This window comes from Sphingopyxis selenitireducens (genome assembly GCF_051550705.1).
Lineage (GTDB): Bacteria > Pseudomonadota > Alphaproteobacteria > Sphingomonadales > Sphingomonadaceae > Sphingopyxis.
On the sequence record NZ_JBPULG010000005.1, the window covers coordinates 285,800 to 307,023 of the forward strand.

A 21,224-nucleotide genomic window follows, 5' to 3' on the forward strand; every position below is an offset into this window, starting at 1 on the left:
ACTGTCCTTCTCTTTCAGCGTTGAAAGATAGAACGACCCTTCGACAAGCTCAGGGCGAACGGGGTTTGAGGATCAATCGTTGCTCTGCAATTTCGCCATCGCAGCCCCCACCGCCGCCGCAATATCGGCTTCCTGCGGATTGCCGCGCAGCGCCAGCCCGCCATTGGGCTGCAAATTCTCGCCGGTCACAAACGCCTCGTCGCTCGCCAGCCACAGGCACGCATTCGCGACATCCTCCGACGTGTTGAGCCGCCCCAGCGGATAACGCGGCAGGAAGGCATCGACCAATCCCGGCGTCGCAAACGCGCCCTCGGTCATCGGCGATTCAGTGAACGCCGGCGACACGATATTGGCGCGAATGCCCGCGCCGCCGAAATCATTGGCGACGCAGCGGATCAGCGCCTCCGAACCCGCTTTGGTGCCGATATAGGCGGCATGATTGGCGATCGGCGATCGCGTCGTCGCCGACGAAATCTGGATGATCGAGCCCCCGGTGGGATCATTCGCCAGCATCGCGCCGACGAAAGCCTGCAGAAAATGATGCACCCCCGTGAACTGCAACGCGACGATGCGCGCCAGCTCCTCCTCGGTGACGTCCAGCAACGGCTTGAGCAGTCCCCAGCCGCTAGCGTTCATCGCAATATCGACCCCGCCCATCTTCGCTTTCGCCGCGTCGGCAAGCGCAAAGACCGACGCCCTGTCGGTGATGTCGCACAGCGCGGCATGACCGCCGATCTCGGTCGCGAGCGCGTCGAGCGGCGCCTGCGTGCGTCCTGCGACCATCACCGTCGCGCCTTCGCGCGCGAAACGCCGCGCGGTCACCTGCGCCATATTTCCCGTCGATGCCGCGCCGATGATGACGGCGCGCTTTCCTGCCAGCCGGCCCATGTCCATCTCCTCAGAGTTTCAAGAGTTGCTTGCCGCGGTTCTGGCCGCTGAACAGGCGTTTCAGGGTCGCGGGGGCGTTTTCAAAACCCGCCTGGACATCCTCGCGGTAATTGAGCCGGCCATCGAGGACGAAGCCCTCCAGCCGCTTGCGGATTTCGGGAAATTCATTCGCCCAGTCGAGCACGATGAACCCCGCCATCGATCCGCGGCGAAAGATCAGGTTGAAATAATTTTGCGGTCCGGCGGGCAACGATCCGCTCTCGTACCGGCTGATCCCGCCGCACACCGCGACGCGCGCGCCGGTTGCAATTTCGCCGAGCATGTCGTTGAGGATCGCGCCGCCGACATTGTCGAAGATGACATTGACGCCGCCGGGGCAATGTTCCCTGATCTGCTTTCGGACATGGCCCGCCTTATAATCGATCGCGGCGTCATAGCCGGCCTCCTCGACCAGCCAGCGGCACTTGTCTTCGCCCCCCGCGATGCCGACAGCCCGGCACCCTGCGATCTTCGCCAGCTGACCGACGACCGATCCCGTCGCCCCCGCTGCGCCCGACACCAGCACCGTATCGCCCGCAACCGGCCGCCCGACCTTGAACAGCCCGCAATAAGCGGTGACGCCCGTGGTGCCGAGCACCGACAGCATCGCGGTCGGCGGCAGCGCGGTTTCGATCTTCACCAGCCCATCGCCGCTCGAGCGATGCCATTCGGTCCAGCCGGTCGATCCCATCACCAGATCGCCCACCGCAAAATCGCTGTGATGGCTCTCGACAACCTCACTGATCCCGCTGCCGCGCATCACATCGCCGATCGCCATCGGCGCGACATAGTCGGCGATATTTTCCATCCAGCCCTTTTGCGCGGGGTCAAAGCCCAGATAGAGCGTCTTGAGCAGCACTTCGCCCTCACCCGGCGCGCCGACCTCTTTTTCGGCCAGCACAAAATCCCCATCCTCGATCCCGCGCCCGCGCGGATGTCCGTTCAGCAGCCATTGGCGCGATGTCGGCATCGTCATTCTCCCTGATCTTTGACCGGAAACTGCGCCTGCGCTGGCGCCGCAACCACCGCCAAAAGTGCCAGTCGCGCGGGCGGCGCGGGGGTCTAGGGTGTGATCAGGGAGGAAGACGATGCCCGAAGTCCGCCGCAGTTTCTGCCGTTTCTGCCATGCCAATTGCGCGATGCTCATCACGATCGACGAAGGCCGCGTGACCAAAGTCGCGGGCGATCCCGACGACCCGGTGTTCGGGGGCTATACCTGCATCAAGGGACGCCAACTCGCCGAGGCGCACCACGGCCCGCAACGTCTGACGGTATCGCAAAAACGCGTCGACGGGGTGTTTCAAAATATCGCGATGGAAACCGCGCTGGACGAGATCGGCGCGAAACTATCGGCCATCATCGCCGAACATGGCCCGCACGCCGTCGCCATCTATGGCGGCACTTACGCCTTCCAGAACAGCGCCGGGGTCGGCAGCGCGATGTCCTTCGCGCAGGGGCTCGGTACTCGCAACATCTATACCTCGGTGACGCTCGACCAGCCGGCGAAGGTCTATACGACCATGCAATACGGCAGCTGGATGGGCGGGATGCATACATTTGCCGACGCCGATGTCGCCTTCTTCATCGGCAATAATCCCATCGTCTCGCACTATGGCCCGCCGGGCGGTCTGCCGCCCTTCTCGCCCTCGCGCCGGTTGCGCAACGCAATCGACGGCGGCTTGAAGCTGATCGTCGCCGACCCGCGCGAAAGCGATGTCGCCGCGCTCGCGCACATCCATCTGCCGGTGCGTCCGGGCGAAGATCCCGCGATGCTCGCCGGGATCATCCGCATCATCCTGTCCGAAGGCCTCACCGACACCGCTTTCGTCCAGCAATATGTCGACGGCCTCGATGAACTCCGGCGCGCGGTCGCCGGCTTCACCCCCGACGTAGCCGCGGCGCGCGCGGGGGTCGAGGAAAGCCAGCTTATCGCCGCCGCCCGGATGTTCGCGAAAGGAACCAGGGGCGTCGTCTCGACCGGCACGGGGCCCGAGATGGCGGGCAATGGCACGCTCACCCAATATCTCGTCTCATCGCTCAATATCATCTGCGGCCGCTTCTGCCGCGAGGGCGAGCAAAGCTCGATCCCGCGCGTCTTCACGCCCGTCACGCCGCGCCGCGCACAGGTGGCCCCGCCGATGACGCCCTATGGCGAGGGGTTTCCCGCCTCGCGCATTCGCGGCCTCACCCATCTGGGCATGGAGATGCCGTGCAACGTCCTCGCCGACGAAATGCTGACCCCGGGCGAAGGACAGATCCGCGCGCTGATCGTCATTGGCGGCAATCCGCTCGTCGCCTTTCCCGATCAGGACAAGATGGCACGCGCGCTGGACGGGCTCGACCTGCTCGTCTCGATCGACGTCAACGCCGAGTCCGCAACCGCAAAGCGCGCCGACTATATCCTCGCCCCCAAAATGTGCCTCGAACGCGAGGACATCAGCAACCTCAGCGAATGGTGGTACGAAATCCCCTACGCCCGCTATACCGAGGCGATGATCGAAGCCCCCGGCGACCTGATCGAGGAGTGGGAGATGCTCTGGGAACTCGGCCACCGCATCGGCACCGGTATGCCGCTGGCGGGCGGCGCCTGTCCGATGGACGCGCGCCCGGCCAAAGAGGCGTTCCTCGATCTGATGGTCGCGGGCTGCACCGTGGCGCCAAGCCGTGTGCGCAGCGATACGCAGGACGGCAAGGCCGTCATCTACGCCGACCTCCATCCCGTCGTCGAAGCCGGCGATCCCGACGCCCCCGCCCGGTTCAACCTCGGCGCGGGCGGGTTGCCCGACCGGCTGGTCGCCTATGGCGCCGCCGATCAGCCGACCCCCGAATATCCCTGGCGCATGGTGTCGCGCCGCAGCCGCCACCGCTTCAACTCGACTGGGCAAAACCTCCCGGCCCTCCGCGCCAAGCGCACGACGAATCCCGCCTTCCTCCACCCCGACGATCTCGCGCTGATTCCCTGCCATGACGGCGACAGCGTCCGTATCCGTTCGGCCGCGGGCGAAGTCGTCGCGGTCGCGCGCGCGGCGGAGAATATGCGCCCCGGCGTCGTCTCGATGGCGCATGCCTTCGGCGGCCCCGACATCGGCCCCGATGCGGTGCACGAACATGGCGCCTCGACCAACCGCCTCGTCAGCGAGAGCGTGTCCTATGACCCGATCACCGGCCAGTCGCTGCAAAGCGCAATCCCCGTTTCCATCACCCCCGCCTGAGGAGTTTTCATGCCCGACAACCGCCGTTTCCTGCTGACCCGCCGTCCCGATGGCGAACCGGTGCAGGACGATTTCTCGCTGGTCACCGAACCGACCCCCGACCTTGCCGACGGCGAATTCCTGATCCGCAACCATTATGCCTCGCTCGACCCCGCGATCCGCGGCTGGATGGACGATGCGCCCAGCTATATGCCGCCGATCCCGCTTGGGCATCCGGTGCGCGCAACGACGGTCGGCGTGGTCGAGGCGAGCAGGGCCGAAGGCTTCGAACCCGGCCAATGGGTGCTCGGCCTCAACGGCATAGAGGAATATTCGGTCGGAACCTTCGGCGGCTTCACGCAGGTGATCGACGCCGCGCTGGTGCCTTCGGTCACCAATTATCTGTCGATCCTCGGCGCGGTCGGGATGACCGCTTACTTTGGCTATATCGACGTATGCGAACCCAAAACGGGTGACGTCGTGCTGGTGACGGGCGCCGCGGGGGCCGTCGGCTCGCTGGTCGGACAGATCGCCCGGATCAAGGGCGCGAGCAAGGTCATCGGAATCGCGGGCGGAGCGGAGAAATGCGCGCGGCTCGTCGAACGCTACGGCTTCGACGCGGCGATCGACTATCGCGGCAAGGACCTCGCCGCACTGACCGACGCGATCCGCGCCGAGGCGGAGGACGGCGTCGATATCATCTTCGAAAATGTCGGCGGCGACATTCTCGATGCGGGGCTGATGAACCTGCGCCATGGCGCGCGCATCGGGCTGTGCGGGCTGATCAGCGAATATAACAGCGTGGAAAAAGTCGGCGCGCGCAACATCTGGCAGCTTATCGTCCACCGCGCGTCGATCCGCGGCCTCCTCGTCGCCGATTATATTCCGCGCTTCGCCGAAGGCGGCGCCGAGATGGCGGCCTGGCTTCAGCAGGGCAAGCTCATCGCCGACGAACATGTCGACGAAGGGATAGAGAACAGCTTCGACGCCTTCATGCGGCTCTTTTCGGGGAGCAATCAGGGCAAGATGATCCTGAAGATCGCATGACGGGGACACGCCGCCTCCTCGTCCTGTCGGGCGGCCACCCCTATGAGGCCGAACCCTTCGCCGGCCTGCTCGCGAGCTTCACCCGCTGGACGATCACGCATCTGATCCATCCAGAGGCCGAGGCGGCGGTCGCGGCGGGCGCGGCGCGCGACGCCGACGCGATCCTCTTCTATGACATGCCGGGCTACAGTTTCGACGGCGGCAAGGTCGCATCGCGGCCGCCGTCGTGGACATATCGCCGCGCGATCGCCAATTATTTCGCGGGCGGCGGCGGCGCGGTCGCGATGCATCATGCCATCGCCGGCTGGGCCGACTGGCCCGAATGGGCCGATATGATCGGCGGCCGCTTCCTTTATCAGCCGGGAACCGCGAACGGCGCGGCGCATCTCGACTCGGGTTATCGCCATAACGTGGCTTACGACGCGCAGGTCGTCGATCCCGATCACCCCGTCACCGCAGGTCTGCCGCCGCGTTTTCCGCTTTGCGACGAGCTTTATCTCGCTCCGGTCTGGGGCTCCGTCACCCCGCTGTTGCGCGCCGACCATCGCTTCGTCCGCGACAATTTCTATTCGGCGGCGCAGGCCGTTGCCGGACGGATGTTCAGCAACACCGATTGGCCGCATCCACCGGGCAGCGACCTGATCGGGTGGGAAAAGCCGGTCGACGCGGGCCGCCTCGTCTATCTCCAGCCCGGCGATGGCCCCGCTGCATACGCCAATCCGCACCTCCGCCGCCTGATCGCCAATGCGCTCGACCATGTTGCCGCCGCCCCCGTCGCCTAACGAAATTGTGCATCGCCTCGATTTGGCGGAGGCATATAGTCGGGCGCATAAACATAAGTCTGAGGGAAGAGGCGCCGCGTGAACGACATCGCAGCAAGCAGTTTTTTCGAACCACAGGTGATCGCCGACCCGTTCGACTATTATCGCGCCTGGATGCCGAAAAGCCCCGTTGTGCAATTGTCCGACGGCATGTTCCTCGTCCTCTCCTACGACCTTTGCGTTCAGGCGACCGGCGACGTCGAAACCTTCTCGAACAATTTTCAGGGGACGCTGTCGGGTGCGATGGCTGAGGATGGCGACGTCGCGGCAATCCTGTCGAAGGGCTGGCCACAGGTCGATACGCTGCTGACCGCCGACCCGCCCACCCACACGCGCTTTCGCAAGCTCGTCAACCTCGCCTTCTCGATGAAGCGCGTCGCCGCGATCGAAGAAAATATGCGCAGAATCGCGATCGCGCTGATCGAAAAAATGGCCGACGCACGGGAGTCCGGGGCCGAATGCGACTTTGTGCGCGATTTCGCGATCCCCCTGCCCGTCGCGATGATCGCAAGCCAGATCGGCATGGAGGATGATCTCGACCGCGTAAAACGCTGGTCCGATGCCTTCGTCGACCGGCTGGGCCGGATGATCCCCAAGGAACGCGAACTCGAATGCGCCCGAGAGGTCGTTGAATTCCAGCATTATATGAAGGCGAAGATCGACGAACGCCGCGCCGCGCCGACCGAGGATTTGCTGTCCGACCTCGTCCATGCCGCGATCGATGGCGAACGTCCGCTCGAAGACGCCGAAATATTGTCGATCATGCAACAGTTGATGGTCGCCGGGAATGAAACGACGACCTCTGCGCTCGCCGGCGGATTGCTCCAGCTCATCGAAAACCCGGACCAGATGGCAAAGGCGGTCGCCGCCGCCGACACCGGCAATGAGCGCGCGATCATCAACCTCGTCGAGGAAGTGCTGCGCACCGAAAGCCCGACCGCCGGCATGTGGCGCATGGTGCTGAAGGACACCCGGCTTGGCGGGGTCAACATCCCCAAAGGCGCGATGGCGCAGCTGCGTTACGCCGCCGCCAACCGCGACCCGGCCAAATATCCCGACCCCGACCGCTTCGACATGGAACGCGCCAACGCCCGTAGCCATCTCGCTTTCGGCAAGGGCATCCATATGTGCGTCGGCAATATGCTGAGCCGCAAAGAAATGGCGGTCGCCTATTCCGAACTGCTGACGCGCCTTACCGATTTCCAGATCGCCGAAGGCCATACGCCAAGCTGGCCGCCGAACATGCTGCTGCGCGGATTGACCACGCTGCCGATCACCTTTGGACGCCGCCCATGAATTTCGACCTCGACGAAGGCCAGTTGCTGGCCCGCGATTCGGTCGCGCGTTTCCTCGGCCCGGTGGATATCGCCGCGCGCCATGCGATGCGCAGGCAAGCGGGCGGTTATTCGCGGACACGCTGGCAACAACTCGCCGACCTCGGCCTGCTCGCGCTCGCCGCGCCAGAGGCGATGGGCGGCATGGGCGGCACGATGGTCGACCTCGCGCTGGTCGCAGAGGCGCTGGGCAAAGGGGTCGCGATCGACCCGTGGCTGGAAAATGGCGTGCTGCCGATCCGGCTCGCGGCGGCGGCCGGCGACGGCGCTCTCGTCGACGATCTGCTGTCCGGAGCAAGCTTCGCAGCGGTCGCTTTCGCCGAACCGGGACGCCGCTACGAAACGGCAGCGGTCGGCACGCAAATCGACGCCGGATTTGTCGGGGGTGCGAAGACCTTCGTGTCCGGCGCGCCGCTCGCTGACGTGCTGCTGGTCACTCTCGCCGGGAACGGGCTTGCGAAGGTCGCGGCGAACGCCGCTGGTGTCGTCCGTCAGGATTATCCCGTCATCGACGGCTCCTTTGCAGCCACGATCGACTTCCATCATAGCCCCGCCGAACCGCTCGACCTGCCCGAAACCCGTTTTCAACGCATCGTCGGCGACGTCCGTCTGCTCGCGGCTGCCGAGATGCTCGGGCTCGCGCAGACGATGTTCGACGACACGCTCGTCTATGTCGGCGAGCGTCAGCAGTTCGGCGCCGCGATCGGCAGCTTCCAGGCGCTCCAGCACCGCCTTGTCGAATGCTATGCCGAACTTGAACAGGCGCGTTCGATGGTGCTGCGCACCGCAATGCTCGATCCCGCCACCGATGACGCCAACTGGCCGCGCCTGACGGCGGGCGCCAAGGCTTTCGTCGGCGAGGCCGCGACGCGGATCGGGCTGGAGGCGGTCCAGATGCATGGCGGCATGGGACAGACCGACGAACTCGCGCTCGGCCATGCGTTGAAGCGCGTGATGCTGCTCGACAGGTTTTTCGGCGATCGGACCCACTGCCTGACCACCTATGCGAGGGCGGCATGAACGCGCTCACCCCGATCGCCCCCGGCCTGTGGACCGACGACGCCGAACCCCGGCTGATCGGCGGGCGCCGCAGCGATGGAGAGATTATCTTTCCCGTTCCGGACGGCGATGCCGCCGCGCTGGTCGAACCGGTGGCGCTGTCGCGCAGTGGCACGCTCTGGTCGTGGACGACACAGGGTTTCGAACCCAAGGAACCATACAGCGGCCCGCAGCCGTTCGAACCCTTTCTGATCGGCTATGTCGAACTGCCCGGCGAAGTGATCGTCGAGACGCGGATCGTCGATGCCGCCCCCGCCGACCTTGTCATCGGCATGCCGATGACCCTCGCCATCGTCCCGTTCGACGACCGGCGATCGACCTATGCCTTCCGTCCGGAGCCTCAGCCATGAACGACGACGTCTATATCATCGGCGCCGGTATCCACCCCTTTGGCCGCACCGACGGACGTTCGGGCCGCGATCAGGGGGTCCATGCCGTTCGCGAGGCGCTCGCCGACGCGGGGATTGCCTGGCGCGATATCGAATTCGCCTATGGCGGCTCGGCGGCGGCAGGATCGGCCGATATCATGGTCAACGAACTCGGATTGACCAACATCCCCTTCATCAATGTCGCCAATGGCTGCGCAACCGGGGGCAGCGCGCTCACCTCGGCGCGCAACGCCATTGCGGCGGGCGCCTGCGATATCGCGCTGGCGGTCGGCTTCGACAAGCATCCGCGCGGCGCCTTCAACGCCAAACCCGCCGAATATGGCCTGCCCGAATGGTATGGCGAAACCGGCATGATGCTGACGACGCAATTTTTCGCGCTCAAGATCCAGCGTTACATGGCGCTCCACGGCATCAGCCGCCGCACCCTGGGCCTCGTCGCCGAAAAGGCGTTTCGCAACGGCACGCTGTGCGATCATGCCTGGCGGCGCTCGCCGGTCGATCTCGACACAATCCTGAACGCGCCGATCGTCAATGATCCGCTGACCAAATATATGTTCTGCTCGCCCGCCGAGGGGGCGGTCGCGTTGATATTGGCCAGCGGCAAAAAGGTTCGCGAACTCGGCTCCGACGCGGTGCGGATCGCCAGCGTCGCCTTTCGTACTCGCCCCGAGGGGTCGTTCGAGGTCTTCGCCCCGTCGGTCAGCGTGGACGGCGGCGGCAAGCCCACCGAGGTTGCCAGCCGTGCCGCCTTCGAAATGGCGGGGATCGGCCCCGACGATGTCGACGTCGCGCAATTGCAGGACACCGAAAGCGGTGCCGAGATCATGCACATGGCCGAAAACGGCTTCTGCGCCGACGGCGATCAGGAACAATGGTTCGCCGAAGGGTGGAGCGAAATCGGCGGCAAGCTGCCCGTCAACACCGACGGCGGCTGCCTCGCCTGCGGCGAGCCGATCGGCGCGTCGGGGCTGCGGCAGGTTTACGAAAACACAGTGCAGCTGCGTGGTCGCGGCGGCGAGCGTCAGGTTCCGAACGGCCCCAGGGTCGGTTACTCTCATGTCTATGGAGCGCCCGGCCTGTCGGCGGTGGCGATCCTCGAACGCTAGTGGATTTATGGATTTAGACCTTACCAAGGACGAACTGGAATTCCGCGAGGAGGTCCGCGATTTCCTCCGCACCTCGCTGCCGCCACATGTCCGCGACGGCGCGAAACGCACGCCGGGGGTCTTCGTCGAACCCGATATCGGCCTCGTCTGGCATCGCATCCTCAATGACAAGGGCTGGGTCGCCTATCACTGGCCCGAGGATTGCGGCGGCACCGGCTGGACCCCGATGCAGCGCTATATCTTCGAAAAGGAATGCGCGGTCGCGGGGGCTCCCGCTCTGTCGGTGCTCGGCCTGCGGCTTGTCGGCCCGGTCATCTGCGCCTTCGGGACGCAGGAACAAAAGGACCGTTTCCTGCCCGCGATCCGCGCCGGCACCGACTATTGGTGCCAGGGCTATTCCGAACCGCAAAGCGGCTCCGACCTCGCCTCGCTGCGTACCCGGGCGCGGCGCGAGGGCGATGAATATGTCGTCGACGGATCGAAACTGTGGACCACCCACGCGCACCACGCGAACTGGATATTCTGCCTCGTCCGCACCGATGGAGAGGTCAAGAAACAGGCGGGGATCAGCTTCCTCCTCGTTCCCATGGACCAGCCCGGCGTCACCGTCACCCCGATCATCACCATGGCGGGCGACCACGAAGTCAACCAGGTCTTCCTCGACGCCGCGCGCACCTCCGTTGGCAATCGTGTTGGAGACGAAGGCCAAGGCTGGACAATCGCGAAGTTCCTGCTCGAAAACGAACGCGGCGGGTCGTTTCACGCGCCGCGCCTGATCCGCGCGATCGATCATCTCGAACAGCTGGCGGGCGTCGCACCGAGCGGTCACAATGGGGCGCTCGGCGGCGACATTCAAATTGCGATCCAGATCGCCAAGCTGCGGCTCGAGGCCGAAGCGCTGGAGACAACCGAACTGCGCATATTGGCCGACATCGCCAAGGGCCGCCCCGCCGGCCCGCAGACGTCGCTGGTCAAGCTGATCTCGTCCGAGCTTCACCAGCGGATCGACGGGCTCGCGATGGACCTCCACGGCTATGACGGGCTGCAACTGCCGACCGTCCGCCCGCTCTATGGCAATGAGGCGCCGCCGCCAATTGGCGACACCGACGCGCAAGTTGCCGCCGCCCGCTATCTCAACAGCCGTGCCTGGACCGTATTCGGCGGTTCGAGCGAAGTTCAGAAAAACATCATAGCAAAGACGGTGCTCCGCTTATGACACATGCATTGCGACTTGCCGGCCCATATGAGATAGTCCCCGATATGGGAGAACAGGCAGAAAAACTGCCGGTCGACGGGTTCGCACCCCCGATGGATGCAAGGACGCTCGTCGACGCGGTCACGATCCGCAACGTGGAAGATATCCACGATGCCGCGGTGTTGCTGCGCGATTATGCTGCAGCCTTTGGTCTGCGCGCCGCGCTATGCGACGATATCGCATCCAAGGAGACGATGGTCGATGCCGACGGCGCAGTCCTTGCTGCCGACCTGTTCGGCTGGCTTGGCGATGGCGAACGCTGGTGGGAAGATCACCGGCTGGCGCTGCATTCGCCGCTGCCGCGCTCGTGCCGCTACGAAAGCGAGCCTTTCTGGTGCAACAGCGACGGGTTCCGCACCGCGCAGCCGAACCCCTATCTCGAGGACATTAATCCGGCGCGCTATTTCGCCGCGAACCCGCGCTACAAGGCAGCGATCGTCGTTCCGGTGCATCTGCCGTTTGGGCAGATTTCCGCCAACAGCTTTCATCCGATCGACCCCGATGTCGACGACCTGAGCGACCTGTTCACCGAAATCGGCGACACGCTGGCGCTCGCGACGCGGCGTTTCATCGCCGGCTATGCCTCGGCCATGCGGACGAAGCGGCGTATCCCGTCGGATTGCGAGCTGTCGAAGCGCGAAGTCGAATGTCTGCGTTGGGCCGCGATCGGCAAGACCGATCGCGAAATCGGCATGATCATCTCGCTGAGCCATGCGACGGTGCGCTATCATGTCCACCGTGCGGGCGAGAAACTAAACTCGGTCAACCGCGCGCAGACAATCTTCAAGGCCGGGCAACTCGGCTATCTGGGCGCGAACAGTTAGTTTCTTTTTCCCCTCCCGCAGGCGGGAGGGGAAGATCAGCCTAGCGACCGCAGCGGCTCGCTGCCGTCCCAGCCCTTCGCCGCATCGCGCATCATGGCGAACAGCTCGCGCGTCCCCGCTTGCGGCTCCAGCAATTCGACGAGATTTCCGGGACCGCCCCCCGGATCGGCATAGATTACCCCGCCACTGTCGCCAACGGGCGCCTCGAAGATGATCTCTGCTCCGACCTCGCCGCACCGCGCGCGCGCTTCATCGATCGAATCGACCAGCACGCAGACATGATGCAATCGGTCTCTGACCCCATAATCGCCGCGATAAATTGACGCCGCGTCATTCTCGGGCCGGATCAACTCGATCTGCATATCGCCCCAATAGCCGAGCGCCATGGTGAAGACCGGGTCGCTGGCTTCGCCGCGATACCGCCCACCGGGAAGCGCGACGTTCGGAAGCAGGAAAAAGGGGCCCGCGCCGATCACCTCGGTCCAATGTTTAACCGCCATGTCGAAATCCGACGGCACGAATGCCAGTTGCATGACGTCGCCCAGCGATGCGAGCGTTCGGGTTCGGGTCATCGGACATCCTCCTCAAAAGCGATAGCGCACAAGCTTGCGACTCTGTGCGATAAGATAGCCGAGACCCGGAAGCATACTGGGCAAAATGTGAGGAGAGCCATGGCTGAGTCCGATCCGCAGATCCTGACCAAGGATTGGCCCGCCGTCCGCAAGCGCAACGCGCGAACCGGGCTGCGCAAACTGGTATCGATCGTCGCCGAGAACCGCACAGACAGCGCCGAGGCACCGCTGCCGCTCCACAAGAGCATCTATACCGGCGAAGCGCGCAATGCCGCCGAGATGGAGCGTATCTTCCGGGGCGAACCGATCGTCGCGGGCCTGTCGGGCGATATTCCCAAGACGGGCGACACCCTCGTGTTCGACTCGGTCGGCCCCTCGATCCTCGTTGCGCGCGGCAAAGACGGCGTCGCCCGCGCCTTTCTCAACATGTGCACCCATCGCGGCGCGAAGCTGGTCGAGGAAAAGGAACCCTGGAGCGGTCCGCGCCCGCGGCTTGTCTGTCCCTTCCATGCCTGGACGTTCGATCCGGCGGGCAAACTTGTCGGACAGCCCGGCAAGGAGGGTTTCGCAAATTGCGAGATCGGCGCCCGCAACCTGATCGAACTGCCCTGCACCGAACATCTCGGCCTCATCTTCGTGCGTGCCAATCCCGATGGAGAACCGATCGATGCCGAAGCGCATCTGGGCGACTTCGGGCCGGTGCTCGCGCAGCTCGAACTGCATCGGGCCGTGCCGGTGAAGAAAGGCATCCTCACCGCCGATTCCAACTGGAAATTCGCGCTCGACACCTATGGCGAAAGCTATCATTTCAAAATGCTTCACGCCTCGACGATCGGCGGGACGCATTACAGCGACCGCAACGTCTATGAGCCAATCGGCCGCCATCATCGCGTCAGCTTTCCGGACCTGTCGATCGGCAATCTGGTCGATAAGGACGAGAGCGAGTGGCCCGAGACCGAATATGGCGGGGTGCATTTCCTGTTCCCCAACACCGTGATCTTCTTTGGTGCAGTAACCCCCGGCGTCTATTTCACTCAGGTTTTCCGGTTGTTCCCTGACGGCCCCGGCAAGATGTTCTGCCAGTTTGCGGTGTACGCGCCGTTCGGGGTCGAGGGTGAGGAGCATCGCACCATGTGTGAAATGGCCTATGATATGACCGCGACGGTCGTCCAGACCGAGGATTATCGCGTCGCCAGCAATGGCTATGCCAATTTGATGACAGCCCCGGCCGATTTCCGTGTCGTGCTCGGCGCCAATGAGCCCGCGCTGCATGGCGTCCACCGCTCGATCGCCGCCGCCTGCGGCATGCCGCTCGACCAGTTTGCCTGACCTTTCGGAGTAACCGATGAACGATCTCTCTCCTCCTCAGGCTTCGGATCGCGACGACCGCTGCCCCGGCACAAGCTATACCAACATGCTGGAGGCCGATACGCGGCGCGTGCCCGACTATCTGTTCGCCGAATCCAATCAGGAACTAGGCGACGAACCGATCGCGATCGAACGGTACGTCAGCGAGGATTGGGCCAAGCTCGAACGCGAAAAAATGTGGCCGAACATCTGGCAGTTCGCTGCGCGCGAAGAAGATATGCCGAACCCCGGCGACACCGTCGTTTATGACATCAACGAAAAGAGTATCCTTCTCGTCCGCCAGAAGGATTTGTCGGTTAAAGCCTTCTACAATGTCTGTCTCCACCGCGGCCGCAAGCTGCGGACCGAAAGCGGCCCGGCGGTGAACCTGCGCTGCCCCTTCCACGGCTTTTCCTGGCACCACGACGGCCGCTTCAAAGAAGCGCCATGCGCGTGGGACTTCAAGCATCTGGGCGACAAGGACATGAGCCTGCCCGAGCTGAAGGTCGAAAGCTGGCAAGGCTTCCTGCTCGTCACCGAGAACCACGACCTTCCGAGCTTTCGCGAATGGGTCGGGTCCGGGGTTGAGCATTACGACAATTGGCGGCTCGACGAATGCCATACCGCCGCGTGGGTCGGCCGCGTCATCCCCGCAAACTGGAAAGCGGTCGCGGAAGCGTTCATGGAAGCGTGGCACAGCATCGTCACCCATCCGCAGATCCTGGGCTTTACCGCCGACGCCAACACGCGCTACGATCTTTACGGCGACTTCCTCAACCGAGCGATCACGCCGGCGGGCGCGATGTCACCGCACATCAAGGGCAAGGATCAATTCTATGTCCTGAAATCGCTCGAAGAGTTCATCGGCGGCGGCGACAGCCGCGCACGCCGGGCGACCGGCGATCCGGCCGACCTGAAAGGCTTTGAGGCCGACGACCCGATGCTCGCGCGCAAAGTGCTGGCTCAAGCGAACCGCGACGCCTTTTCGGCGATGAACGGGCATGATTATTCGGGTGCGACCGACAGCGAGATGCTCGACAATTTCACCTATAACGTCTTTCCCAACTGGGCGCCGTGGGGCGGACTGGTGCCGAACATCGTCTATCGCTGGCGCCCGTGGGGCGACGCCGACCACAGCCTGATGGAAGTCCGCATCCTGATGCGCACGCCGATGGGCGAGAAACCGCCGAAGTCTGCGCCTATGCACCTGATTCCCGACGACCAGCCCTTCGCCAGCGCCAGCCATTTGATCGGCGCAGCGCTCGCCGGGGTGTTCGACCAAGATATGGAAAATCTGCCCTATGTGCAGGAGGGTATGAAGTCCTCACCCAATGGTGTGATCGAACTCGGACATTATCAGGAAAGCCGCATCCGGCATTTCCAAAACACGCTGGGCAAATATGTCGATGGGCAGTTGCCCTAGCCTCCCGCATCTACCCCATTTCCGTTCGTGCTGAGCTTGTCGAAGCACGGTTCTTGTCTCGACAACGCCGAAAGAAAGAACCGCCCTTCGACAAGCTCAGGGTGAACGGTGGTGGGTTAAGCGGGGCACTTCACCGGCGACCAGTCCTGCCGCTTCGCCCACTCCGCAAACGACGTCGGCGTCACGCCTAGCAGCCGTGCCGCGGGGACCGCATCGAGCGCGACGGGCGATACGTGCTGGTCGTTGTACCAGCGATAGAATTTGGCCATGCCATCATAGATGCTGGCGGGCTGTACCTCGCGCGATCCGGTGACGAGTTCACTCATCCGCGAAGCAAACTCGTCGGGCGACAGGCTCTGAAACCGCACCGGACGGCCTGCCGCGACGCTTAGCCGTGCGGCGACTTCGGCCCCGACCAGCGCCTCGGGTCCGCCCACTGCAATCCGGTCGGCGATCAAATCCTCGTGAAGCAAAGCCGAAACCATATAGGCCGCAACATCCTCCAGGCAGACCCAGCTGATCTTCAGCGTCTCGGCCGCCGGATAAGCGAACACGCCGCTGTTCACGATTGCCGGGCGCGACCAGATGCGGATGATATTGTCCATGAACACCATCGGCTCGATGACGACATAGGGCACGCCGCTATCATGGATCGCACGCTCGATATCGCGCCGCCCGTCATGCGCCGACAGTTCGAGATCGTGATCGGCGACAAAGCAGCTCGTGTTGAAGACAATCTTGCCGAGCCCCGCCAGTCGTGCGGACTCCGCGATGTTGCGCCCCATCGTCGCGGCGCGCGCGCGGTCGAATTCGAAGGGCAGATGCATGGCGAGGGCATCCTGGCCGGTGAATGCGGCCGTCAGGCTCGCAACATCGTAGAGATCGGCAGCCACTTCGGGAACATCGGCGTGTATCGTCGCCGCCATCGCGCCCGGCCGCCTGACGCCGGCGGTGGGTTCCAGCCCCCTTGCCTTCAGCGCGGTAAGCAACGGAATCCCCTGATCTGCGGGCGCGCCGAGAACAATAATCTTTTTCATGCCGCACCCTCCAGTTGCTTTGCCGATACGGTCGCGGCGTGACGCCCGGCGAGATAGCCGAACACCATCCCCGGCGCGATCGTCCCACCGGGTCCGCCGTAGGTCATGCCCATCGCCGATGCCATGACATTGCCTGCAGCATAAAGGCCGGGAATCGGGCCGCCATCGACGCTCAGCACCTGCGCATGGGCGTCGGTTTGCGGTCCGCCCTTGGTCCCGAGCGCGCCGCTCTTGATCTCGACCGCGAAGAAAGGTCCTCGCCCGATCGGCCCCAGTGTCGCTGCCGTCGATCCGCGACCCTCGGGATCGCCCCACCATTGATCATGTGCTGCATCGCCGCGCCCGAAATCGGGGTCGCGCCCGGTCGCGCAATGACCGTTGAACCGTTCGATCGTCGCGCACAGCGCATCGGGATCGATACCGAGCCGCGTCGCCAGTTCGGGCAAGCTCTCCGCCCGCATCGCCCATTGCGGCGGCGCAGCGCCCCGCTCGCCGCTGATCATGCCAAAGCCGAAGCGGTCGATATATTGCTGATCGAAAATCAGCCAGCACGGCAGGTTCGCATAATCGAATGCGCTGACATCCTGATCGTGAAACGCCGCACCGATCGCGTTGTAGTTCGCCGCCTCGTTGGTGAAGCGTTTGCCAGCGCGGTTGACCATGATCGAATGAGGCAGGCTGCGCTGGCCAGCAACCAGTGTCTTGCCGGTCGCGCTTTCACTCTCCGGCACCTCGGCAACGGGCATCCACCAGGCTTCGCGCATATTGCCGAGCATCGCGCCGACGCGCATAGCCATCTTCAGGCCGTCGCCACTGTTGGTCTGCGGGCTCAACGGATGCGTCATCGGTCCCCGGAGAAAGGCGCGAAGCAGATCCTTGTCCCATTCGAAGCCCCCGGTCGCGAGGATCACCGCATCGGCGGCGACCGCAATCGGACCGTCGGGCGTTTCAAACGCCGCTCCCGCCACGCGATCGCCATCCATCAGCAGCCGCACCGCGCGGTGATCCGTCTTCGGTTCGATCCCGCGATCGAGGCAGGCGCGTAGCAAACGCCCCACAAGCGCCTGCCCGCTGCCGCGCAAATCGCCCTCGATACGGCGCTGCAATTCCTCAGGCGTCAGCGGCTGCGGCTTCGCCTGTCCCAGCGGCGTGTCATAGATGGAGAAATAGGGCATGGGATAATAGGGCGAGAGCGTGACCTTGCCGGCCCATTCACCGAGCTCATGAAAGGAATAGAGCGGGCAATCGAGCGACCGCCCTCCGTTCGGCATCCCACCCGGAAATTCCGCGTGATAATCAGGAAATTCAGGGATAGGCCGGAACTGCACCGGCGTGTTGGCTTCGAGGAAAGCCACCATCTCGGGCCCGTGGTCGAGGAAGGCTTCGACCAAAGGCTGCTGCATCAGCCCGTGCGACATCGACATCAGATAGGTCAGCGCCTTTTCGCGGCTGTCCTCGACCCCTAGGGTGGCCTCATGATGATTGTTCGGAATCCAGATCATCCCGCCCGACCATGCGGTGGTTCCACCGACCTGATCGCCCTTTTCGAACAGCGAGACGCGCGCGCCGGCCTCGTGCGCCGAAATGGCGGCAGTGAGCCCCGCGCCGCCGGTACCGAGGACGATGACATGCGGCGCTTCGCTCATCTCTTATGCCTTCAGTTGCTCGACCATGTCGGCGGTATCGAAATAATGGATCCGCATCGACGCCATCTTGCCCGCGTCATCGAACGCCGTGACTTCGGCGATATGCGTTTCGAAGCGCTTGCCGCTCGACTTGGCGGTGACAGTGAAATGGAGCAGCGCGACGGCATACTGGTCGCCGCCCACCAATTCTTGCCATTTGACGACCGGGTCGTCCCAATAACCCATCACATGCGCGTAGAGCCGTTGAAGCGCGTCACGTCCCCGCCACTCGCCGCCATAGGGCAGCGATGCCGGTTCATGGATGACGAAATCTTCGGCCATATAGTCGGCGACCGCATCCCAATTGCCCTTGGCGACTTCGGCGTACATCGCCTTGCTTGCCTCCAGCGGGGTCATTCGATGGTGCCAACCAACGCGCCGACCGGATAAACCTCACCCTCAACTCCGGTAGGACGGAGAATCCCCGCGACCTGCGCCTCGATCTCGACCGTCGTCTTGTCGGTTTCAACGGTGTAGATGATCTCGCCGATTTCGACGCGATCACCATCGCCGAACATCCACTCGTTGAGCGTCATTTCGGTCGCCGACATGCCGACTTTCGGAATCCGCAATTCTTCCGCCATCGCCTTATCCCTTCCAGTTCATCGCGGCGCGCACCGCATCGGCGATTGCATCCTTGTTCGGAATCCACGCCTGTTCGAGTGCATTCGCCATCGGGACGGCTGAGAAAGCGCCGCCGATGCGCGTGACAGGCGCCTTCAGCTTGCCGAACAATTTTTCATTGAGGCGCGACGCGATCTCAGCGCCCGTCCCATATTGCTTGACCGCCTCGTGCAGCACCACGGCGCGCCCGGTCTTCTCGACCGACGCGGTGACGGTCTCCTCATCATAAGGCGCGATGGTGCGCAGATCGATCACCTCGACCGAAATGCCTTCCTCCGAGAGCTTGCCCGCAATTTCGAGCGCATCGAGCACCGTTCGGCCATAGGTAACGATCGTGCAGTCGCTGCCCTCGCGCGCGACCGCCGCTTTGCCCAGCGGCACAACGTGCCCCGGCCCCGGATCGTCGGATTTCAGGCCGTAGCAAAGAATATTCTCGATGAAGATCACCGGGTCGTTGCACGCGATCGCCGCGCGCATCAGTCCCTGCGCATCGGCGGCGTTCGAGGGCGTAACGATCTTAAGGCCCGGCACATGCGCGAACCAAGCTTCGAGCATGTCCGAATGCTGACCGCCGAAGCCGACCCCGACCCCGGTCGTGGTGCGTATCACCAGCGGGACGTTCGTCTGCCCGCCCGACATGAAACGCAGTTTCGCCGCATGGTTGACGATCTGATCCATCGCCACGGTGACGAAGTTCATCAGCATGATCTCGGCGATCGGGCGAAAGCCCGCGAGCGCCGCGCCGACACATGCGCCGACGATGGCAGTTTCGGAAATCGGCGTCGCGCGGACCCGGTTTTCGCCATATTTTTCGGTCAGCCCTGCCGAGATTTTGAACACCCCGCCACCTTGTTTGGCCGCAACATCCTCGCCGAGCAGGATCACCCCCTCATCCTCGGCCATCGCCTCGTCGATCGCGCGGTTGATCGCCTGCGTCACGGTAATCTGCGCGCTCATGCCGCAATCTCCTCTTCGAAGACATCCTTGCGGATTTCCTCCGGCCCCGGCAGCGGACTGCTCGCTGCAAACTCCGCTGCGGCATCCATCTGAGCGTCGAGATCGGCGACGATCGCGTCGAGCTCGGACTCGGTAAACTGATGATCGAGCATCAACTGACGGAGCCGCGGAAGCGGATCTTCCGCCGCCATCTCCGCGAGATGCTCGGGCGGCATGTACGAGAAATCGGCGCCGAAGAAATGGCCGAGCATCCGGTAACACATCGCCTCGATGAGCGTCGGCCCGTCGCCCGCACGCGCGCGATCGACTGCCGCTTTGGTGGTGTTGTACATCGCGATCGCATCATTGCCGTCAACCTTCACGCCTTCCATTCCATACGCCTTGGCGCGGGTGACGATCGAATCGACTTTGGTATGATCGGCAAACGCAGTGTGCTCACCGTAACGGTTGTTCTGGCAGAGGAAGATCACGGGCAGTTTCCACAACTGCGCCATGTTCATTGCCTCATGAAACGCCCCGATGTTGGTCGCCCCGTCGCCAAAGCAGACCATCGTCACCTTGCCGTCGCCGCGATTCTGCGACGACAGCGCAAGGCCGTTGGCGATCGGAAGCCCCGACCCGACGACGCCGGTCGTCACCATCACCCCGGTTTCGGGGTGGGTAATATGCATCGACCCGCCCTTGCCGCGGCAGGTGCCACCGACCTTGCCCGCAATCTCGGCGAACAAGGGATTCAGCGGCACGCCCTTGGCGATCTGGTCATGCTGGCCGCGATAGGTGGTGACCAGATAGTCATCCTGTTCGAGCGCGGCCATCGCCGCAGCCGACACCAGTTCCTGTCCACGCACAGTGTAATAGATCACCGCCAGCTTGCCGGTCATCAGCAGTGAACGGAATTTCTCGTCGGCACGCGCAACGCGCATCGTGCGGGTGTAGATGTCGCGCAGCTTTTCGCGATCAATCGTCTTCTCGGTCATGCAGGCTCTCCGATGCCCAATTTGGGGTTGGCGCTGGCGGCGGCGCCTGGTCGTGCCGCGACGCGATCGCGCCAGGCGGCGAGGTTGATGTGCGCAGGGTCGAGCGGCTGCCCAACCATCGCGCCGAACTCGACGAAGGAATAAAGCAGGATGTCGGCGAGGCTGAAGCGATCGCCCGCCAGCCATGGCCCCGCGCCTACGATCCGGTCGACGTGTGCCAGCCCGTCGGCCGCAAGCCGTTTCAGGTCCGCAGCGGCATCGGGCAGGCAGAGCAGCCGGCTTTGGAACATCGGCAGTCCCTCGGCGCCGCGAAAGCCCGCGGTCATGGGAACAACGACGAGCTGGTCGACGATCCGCACCAGCATCCGCGTCCGACCCCGCTCCCCTGCGGTCGTTCCGAGCAGCTTGTGGCCGCCCAGCGTCTCGTCGAGATATTCGCAGATCGCAATGCTCTCGGCGATACAGCCGCCATCATCGAGTTCGAGCAAAGGCGTGTGCCCGAGCGGACTTTTGGCGCAGAAATCGGGCTGACGATTCTCGGCCGCCATGATGTCCACGAACTGGCGATCGACCTGCACCCCGGTCTCGGCGAGATACATCAGCACCACGCGCGGATTGGGGCCAAGCGACTGGTAAAGCTTCATCGCGC

21 protein-coding genes are annotated in these 21,224 nt (G+C 63.9%); 11 read left to right on the forward strand and 10 right to left on the reverse strand.

The window, feature by feature from the left end; genetic code table 11:
* Window positions 1-72 precede the first annotated feature (72 nt).
* Entirely contained in the window at window positions 73-888 is an 816-nt protein-coding gene (locus ACSYDV_RS17380; RefSeq protein ID WP_438325083.1) for an SDR family NAD(P)-dependent oxidoreductase, read from the reverse strand.
* Window positions 889-898: 10 nt separating this feature from the next.
* Window positions 899-1,897, reverse strand: coding sequence for an NADP-dependent oxidoreductase (locus tag ACSYDV_RS17385; protein WP_438325084.1), 999 nt, complete (start codon window positions 1,895-1,897; stop codon window positions 899-901).
* A gap of 118 nt (window positions 1,898-2,015) precedes the next feature.
* On the opposite strand from ACSYDV_RS17385, the gene ACSYDV_RS17390 reads away from it, so the two are divergent.
* The 9 genes from ACSYDV_RS17390 (at window position 2,016) to ACSYDV_RS17430 (ending at window position 11,953) form a co-directional block, all read left to right on the forward strand.
* The gene (locus ACSYDV_RS17390) at window positions 2,016-4,139 is read left to right on the forward strand and encodes a molybdopterin-containing oxidoreductase family protein (RefSeq protein WP_438325085.1); all 2,124 of its coding nucleotides are present in this window, start codon (window positions 2,016-2,018) and stop codon (window positions 4,137-4,139) included.
* 9 nt (window positions 4,140-4,148) lie between these two features.
* Window positions 4,149-5,165: an NADP-dependent oxidoreductase gene (locus tag ACSYDV_RS17395; protein ID WP_438325086.1), complete on the forward strand. Its 1,017-nt coding sequence runs from the start codon at window positions 4,149-4,151 to the stop codon at window positions 5,163-5,165.
* A complete protein-coding gene (locus tag ACSYDV_RS17400; RefSeq protein WP_438325087.1) occupies window positions 5,162-5,947 on the forward strand; it encodes a ThuA domain-containing protein in 786 nt (261 codons plus the stop codon). The genes ACSYDV_RS17395 and ACSYDV_RS17400 overlap by 4 nt, the downstream gene beginning before the upstream one ends.
* Window positions 5,948-6,025: 78 nt before the next feature.
* Window positions 6,026-7,282 (forward strand): cytochrome P450, encoded by a 1,257-nt coding sequence (locus ACSYDV_RS17405; protein WP_438325088.1) that lies wholly within the window; start codon window positions 6,026-6,028, stop codon window positions 7,280-7,282.
* Window positions 7,279-8,340 carry an acyl-CoA dehydrogenase family protein gene (locus tag ACSYDV_RS17410; protein ID WP_438325089.1) on the forward strand — a complete coding sequence of 354 codons (1,062 nt, stop codon included), beginning with the start codon at window positions 7,279-7,281 and terminating at the stop codon, window positions 8,338-8,340. Before ACSYDV_RS17405 ends, ACSYDV_RS17410 begins: the two co-directional genes overlap by 4 nt.
* The gene (locus ACSYDV_RS17415; RefSeq protein ID WP_438325090.1) at window positions 8,337-8,729 is read left to right on the forward strand and encodes a Zn-ribbon domain-containing OB-fold protein; all 393 of its coding nucleotides are present in this window, start codon (window positions 8,337-8,339) and stop codon (window positions 8,727-8,729) included. Before ACSYDV_RS17410 ends, ACSYDV_RS17415 begins: the two co-directional genes overlap by 4 nt.
* On the forward strand, window positions 8,726-9,874 hold the full coding sequence (locus ACSYDV_RS17420; RefSeq protein ID WP_438325091.1) for a thiolase family protein: 1,149 nt from the start codon (window positions 8,726-8,728) through the stop codon (window positions 9,872-9,874). Before ACSYDV_RS17415 ends, ACSYDV_RS17420 begins: the two co-directional genes overlap by 4 nt.
* 7 nt (window positions 9,875-9,881) lie before the next feature.
* The gene (locus tag ACSYDV_RS17425; protein WP_438325092.1) at window positions 9,882-11,090 is read left to right on the forward strand and encodes an acyl-CoA dehydrogenase family protein; all 1,209 of its coding nucleotides are present in this window, start codon (window positions 9,882-9,884) and stop codon (window positions 11,088-11,090) included.
* A gap of 44 nt (window positions 11,091-11,134) precedes the next feature.
* A complete protein-coding gene (locus tag ACSYDV_RS17430) occupies window positions 11,135-11,953 on the forward strand; it encodes a helix-turn-helix transcriptional regulator (protein ID WP_438325093.1) in 819 nt (272 codons plus the stop codon).
* Between the two features lie 35 nt (window positions 11,954-11,988).
* Here the strand turns inward: ACSYDV_RS17430 and ACSYDV_RS17435 are convergent, their stop codons facing one another.
* On the reverse strand, window positions 11,989-12,525 hold the full coding sequence (locus tag ACSYDV_RS17435; RefSeq protein ID WP_438325094.1) for a VOC family protein: 537 nt from the start codon (window positions 12,523-12,525) through the stop codon (window positions 11,989-11,991).
* A 99-nt stretch (window positions 12,526-12,624) separates the two neighbouring features.
* Between ACSYDV_RS17435 and ACSYDV_RS17440 the strand changes: the two genes are divergently transcribed.
* Both ACSYDV_RS17440 and ACSYDV_RS17445 read left to right on the forward strand, forming a co-directional pair.
* Complete coding sequence (locus ACSYDV_RS17440; protein ID WP_438325095.1) at window positions 12,625-13,854, forward strand: aromatic ring-hydroxylating oxygenase subunit alpha; 1,230 nt, start codon at window positions 12,625-12,627, stop codon at window positions 13,852-13,854.
* A gap of 16 nt (window positions 13,855-13,870) precedes the next feature.
* Window positions 13,871-15,295 carry an aromatic ring-hydroxylating oxygenase subunit alpha gene (locus ACSYDV_RS17445; RefSeq protein WP_438325096.1) on the forward strand — a complete coding sequence of 475 codons (1,425 nt, stop codon included), beginning with the start codon at window positions 13,871-13,873 and terminating at the stop codon, window positions 15,293-15,295.
* Window positions 15,296-15,411: 116 nt separating this feature from the next.
* On the opposite strand, the gene ACSYDV_RS17450 is transcribed toward ACSYDV_RS17445, so the two are convergent.
* The 7 genes from ACSYDV_RS17450 to ACSYDV_RS17480 are packed head-to-tail and all read right to left on the reverse strand — an operon-like array spanning window position 15,412 to window position 21,219.
* Window positions 15,412-16,332 carry an SDR family oxidoreductase gene (locus ACSYDV_RS17450; protein WP_438325097.1) on the reverse strand — a complete coding sequence of 307 codons (921 nt, stop codon included), beginning with the start codon at window positions 16,330-16,332 and terminating at the stop codon, window positions 15,412-15,414.
* Window positions 16,329-17,978, reverse strand: a complete 1,650-nt coding sequence (locus ACSYDV_RS17455; protein WP_438325098.1) for an FAD-dependent oxidoreductase — start codon at window positions 17,976-17,978, stop codon at window positions 16,329-16,331. The genes ACSYDV_RS17450 and ACSYDV_RS17455 overlap by 4 nt, the downstream gene beginning before the upstream one ends.
* A 3-nt stretch (window positions 17,979-17,981) precedes the next feature.
* Window positions 17,982-18,374: a nuclear transport factor 2 family protein gene (locus ACSYDV_RS17460; RefSeq protein ID WP_438325099.1), complete on the reverse strand. Its 393-nt coding sequence runs from the start codon at window positions 18,372-18,374 to the stop codon at window positions 17,982-17,984.
* The gene (locus ACSYDV_RS17465) at window positions 18,371-18,601 is read right to left on the reverse strand and encodes a biotin/lipoyl-containing protein (RefSeq protein WP_438325100.1); all 231 of its coding nucleotides are present in this window, start codon (window positions 18,599-18,601) and stop codon (window positions 18,371-18,373) included. Before ACSYDV_RS17465 ends, ACSYDV_RS17460 begins: the two co-directional genes overlap by 4 nt.
* 4 nt (window positions 18,602-18,605) lie before the next feature.
* Window positions 18,606-19,598: an alpha-ketoacid dehydrogenase subunit beta gene (locus ACSYDV_RS17470; protein ID WP_438325101.1), complete on the reverse strand. Its 993-nt coding sequence runs from the start codon at window positions 19,596-19,598 to the stop codon at window positions 18,606-18,608.
* Complete coding sequence (locus ACSYDV_RS17475; protein ID WP_438325102.1) at window positions 19,595-20,575, reverse strand: thiamine pyrophosphate-dependent dehydrogenase E1 component subunit alpha; 981 nt, start codon at window positions 20,573-20,575, stop codon at window positions 19,595-19,597. The genes ACSYDV_RS17470 and ACSYDV_RS17475 overlap by 4 nt, the downstream gene beginning before the upstream one ends.
* Window positions 20,572-21,219 (reverse strand): glutathione S-transferase family protein, encoded by a 648-nt coding sequence (locus ACSYDV_RS17480; protein ID WP_438325103.1) that lies wholly within the window; start codon window positions 21,217-21,219, stop codon window positions 20,572-20,574. Before ACSYDV_RS17480 ends, ACSYDV_RS17475 begins: the two co-directional genes overlap by 4 nt.
* Window positions 21,220-21,224: the final 5 nt, after the last annotated feature.

Excerpts from the sequence above, each read along its gene's own strand:
- ACSYDV_RS17410 (WP_438325089.1), top strand. The coding sequence starts at position 7,279 with ATGAATTTCGACCTCGACGAAGGCCAGTTGCTGGCCCGCGATTCGGTC.
- ACSYDV_RS17415 (WP_438325090.1), top strand. The coding sequence starts at position 8,337 with ATGAACGCGCTCACCCCGATCGCCCCCGGCCTGTGGACCGACGACGCC.
- ACSYDV_RS17390 (WP_438325085.1), top strand. The coding sequence starts at position 2,016 with ATGCCCGAAGTCCGCCGCAGTTTCTGCCGTTTCTGCCATGCCAATTGC.
- ACSYDV_RS17420 (WP_438325091.1), top strand. The coding sequence starts at position 8,726 with ATGAACGACGACGTCTATATCATCGGCGCCGGTATCCACCCCTTTGGC.
- ACSYDV_RS17400 (WP_438325087.1), top strand. The coding sequence starts at position 5,162 with ATGACGGGGACACGCCGCCTCCTCGTCCTGTCGGGCGGCCACCCCTAT.
- ACSYDV_RS17385 (WP_438325084.1), bottom strand. The coding sequence starts at position 1,897 with ATGCCGACATCGCGCCAATGGCTGCTGAACGGACATCCGCGCGGGCGC.
- ACSYDV_RS17455 (WP_438325098.1), bottom strand. The coding sequence starts at position 17,978 with ATGAGCGAAGCGCCGCATGTCATCGTCCTCGGTACCGGCGGCGCGGGG.
- ACSYDV_RS17465 (WP_438325100.1), bottom strand. The coding sequence starts at position 18,601 with ATGGCGGAAGAATTGCGGATTCCGAAAGTCGGCATGTCGGCGACCGAA.
- ACSYDV_RS17450 (WP_438325097.1), bottom strand. The coding sequence starts at position 16,332 with ATGAAAAAGATTATTGTTCTCGGCGCGCCCGCAGATCAGGGGATTCCG.
- ACSYDV_RS17380 (WP_438325083.1), bottom strand. The coding sequence starts at position 888 with ATGGGCCGGCTGGCAGGAAAGCGCGCCGTCATCATCGGCGCGGCATCG.
- ACSYDV_RS17445 (WP_438325096.1), top strand. The coding sequence starts at position 13,871 with ATGAACGATCTCTCTCCTCCTCAGGCTTCGGATCGCGACGACCGCTGC.
- ACSYDV_RS17470 (WP_438325101.1), bottom strand. The coding sequence starts at position 19,598 with ATGAGCGCGCAGATTACCGTGACGCAGGCGATCAACCGCGCGATCGAC.
- ACSYDV_RS17435 (WP_438325094.1), bottom strand. The coding sequence starts at position 12,525 with ATGACCCGAACCCGAACGCTCGCATCGCTGGGCGACGTCATGCAACTG.
- ACSYDV_RS17430 (WP_438325093.1), top strand. The coding sequence starts at position 11,135 with ATGGGAGAACAGGCAGAAAAACTGCCGGTCGACGGGTTCGCACCCCCG.
- ACSYDV_RS17440 (WP_438325095.1), top strand. The coding sequence starts at position 12,625 with ATGGCTGAGTCCGATCCGCAGATCCTGACCAAGGATTGGCCCGCCGTC.
- ACSYDV_RS17480 (WP_438325103.1), bottom strand. The coding sequence starts at position 21,219 with ATGAAGCTTTACCAGTCGCTTGGCCCCAATCCGCGCGTGGTGCTGATG.
- ACSYDV_RS17395 (WP_438325086.1), top strand. The coding sequence starts at position 4,149 with ATGCCCGACAACCGCCGTTTCCTGCTGACCCGCCGTCCCGATGGCGAA.
- ACSYDV_RS17425 (WP_438325092.1), top strand. The coding sequence starts at position 9,882 with ATGGATTTAGACCTTACCAAGGACGAACTGGAATTCCGCGAGGAGGTC.
- ACSYDV_RS17460 (WP_438325099.1), bottom strand. The coding sequence starts at position 18,374 with ATGACCCCGCTGGAGGCAAGCAAGGCGATGTACGCCGAAGTCGCCAAG.
- ACSYDV_RS17475 (WP_438325102.1), bottom strand. The coding sequence starts at position 20,575 with ATGACCGAGAAGACGATTGATCGCGAAAAGCTGCGCGACATCTACACC.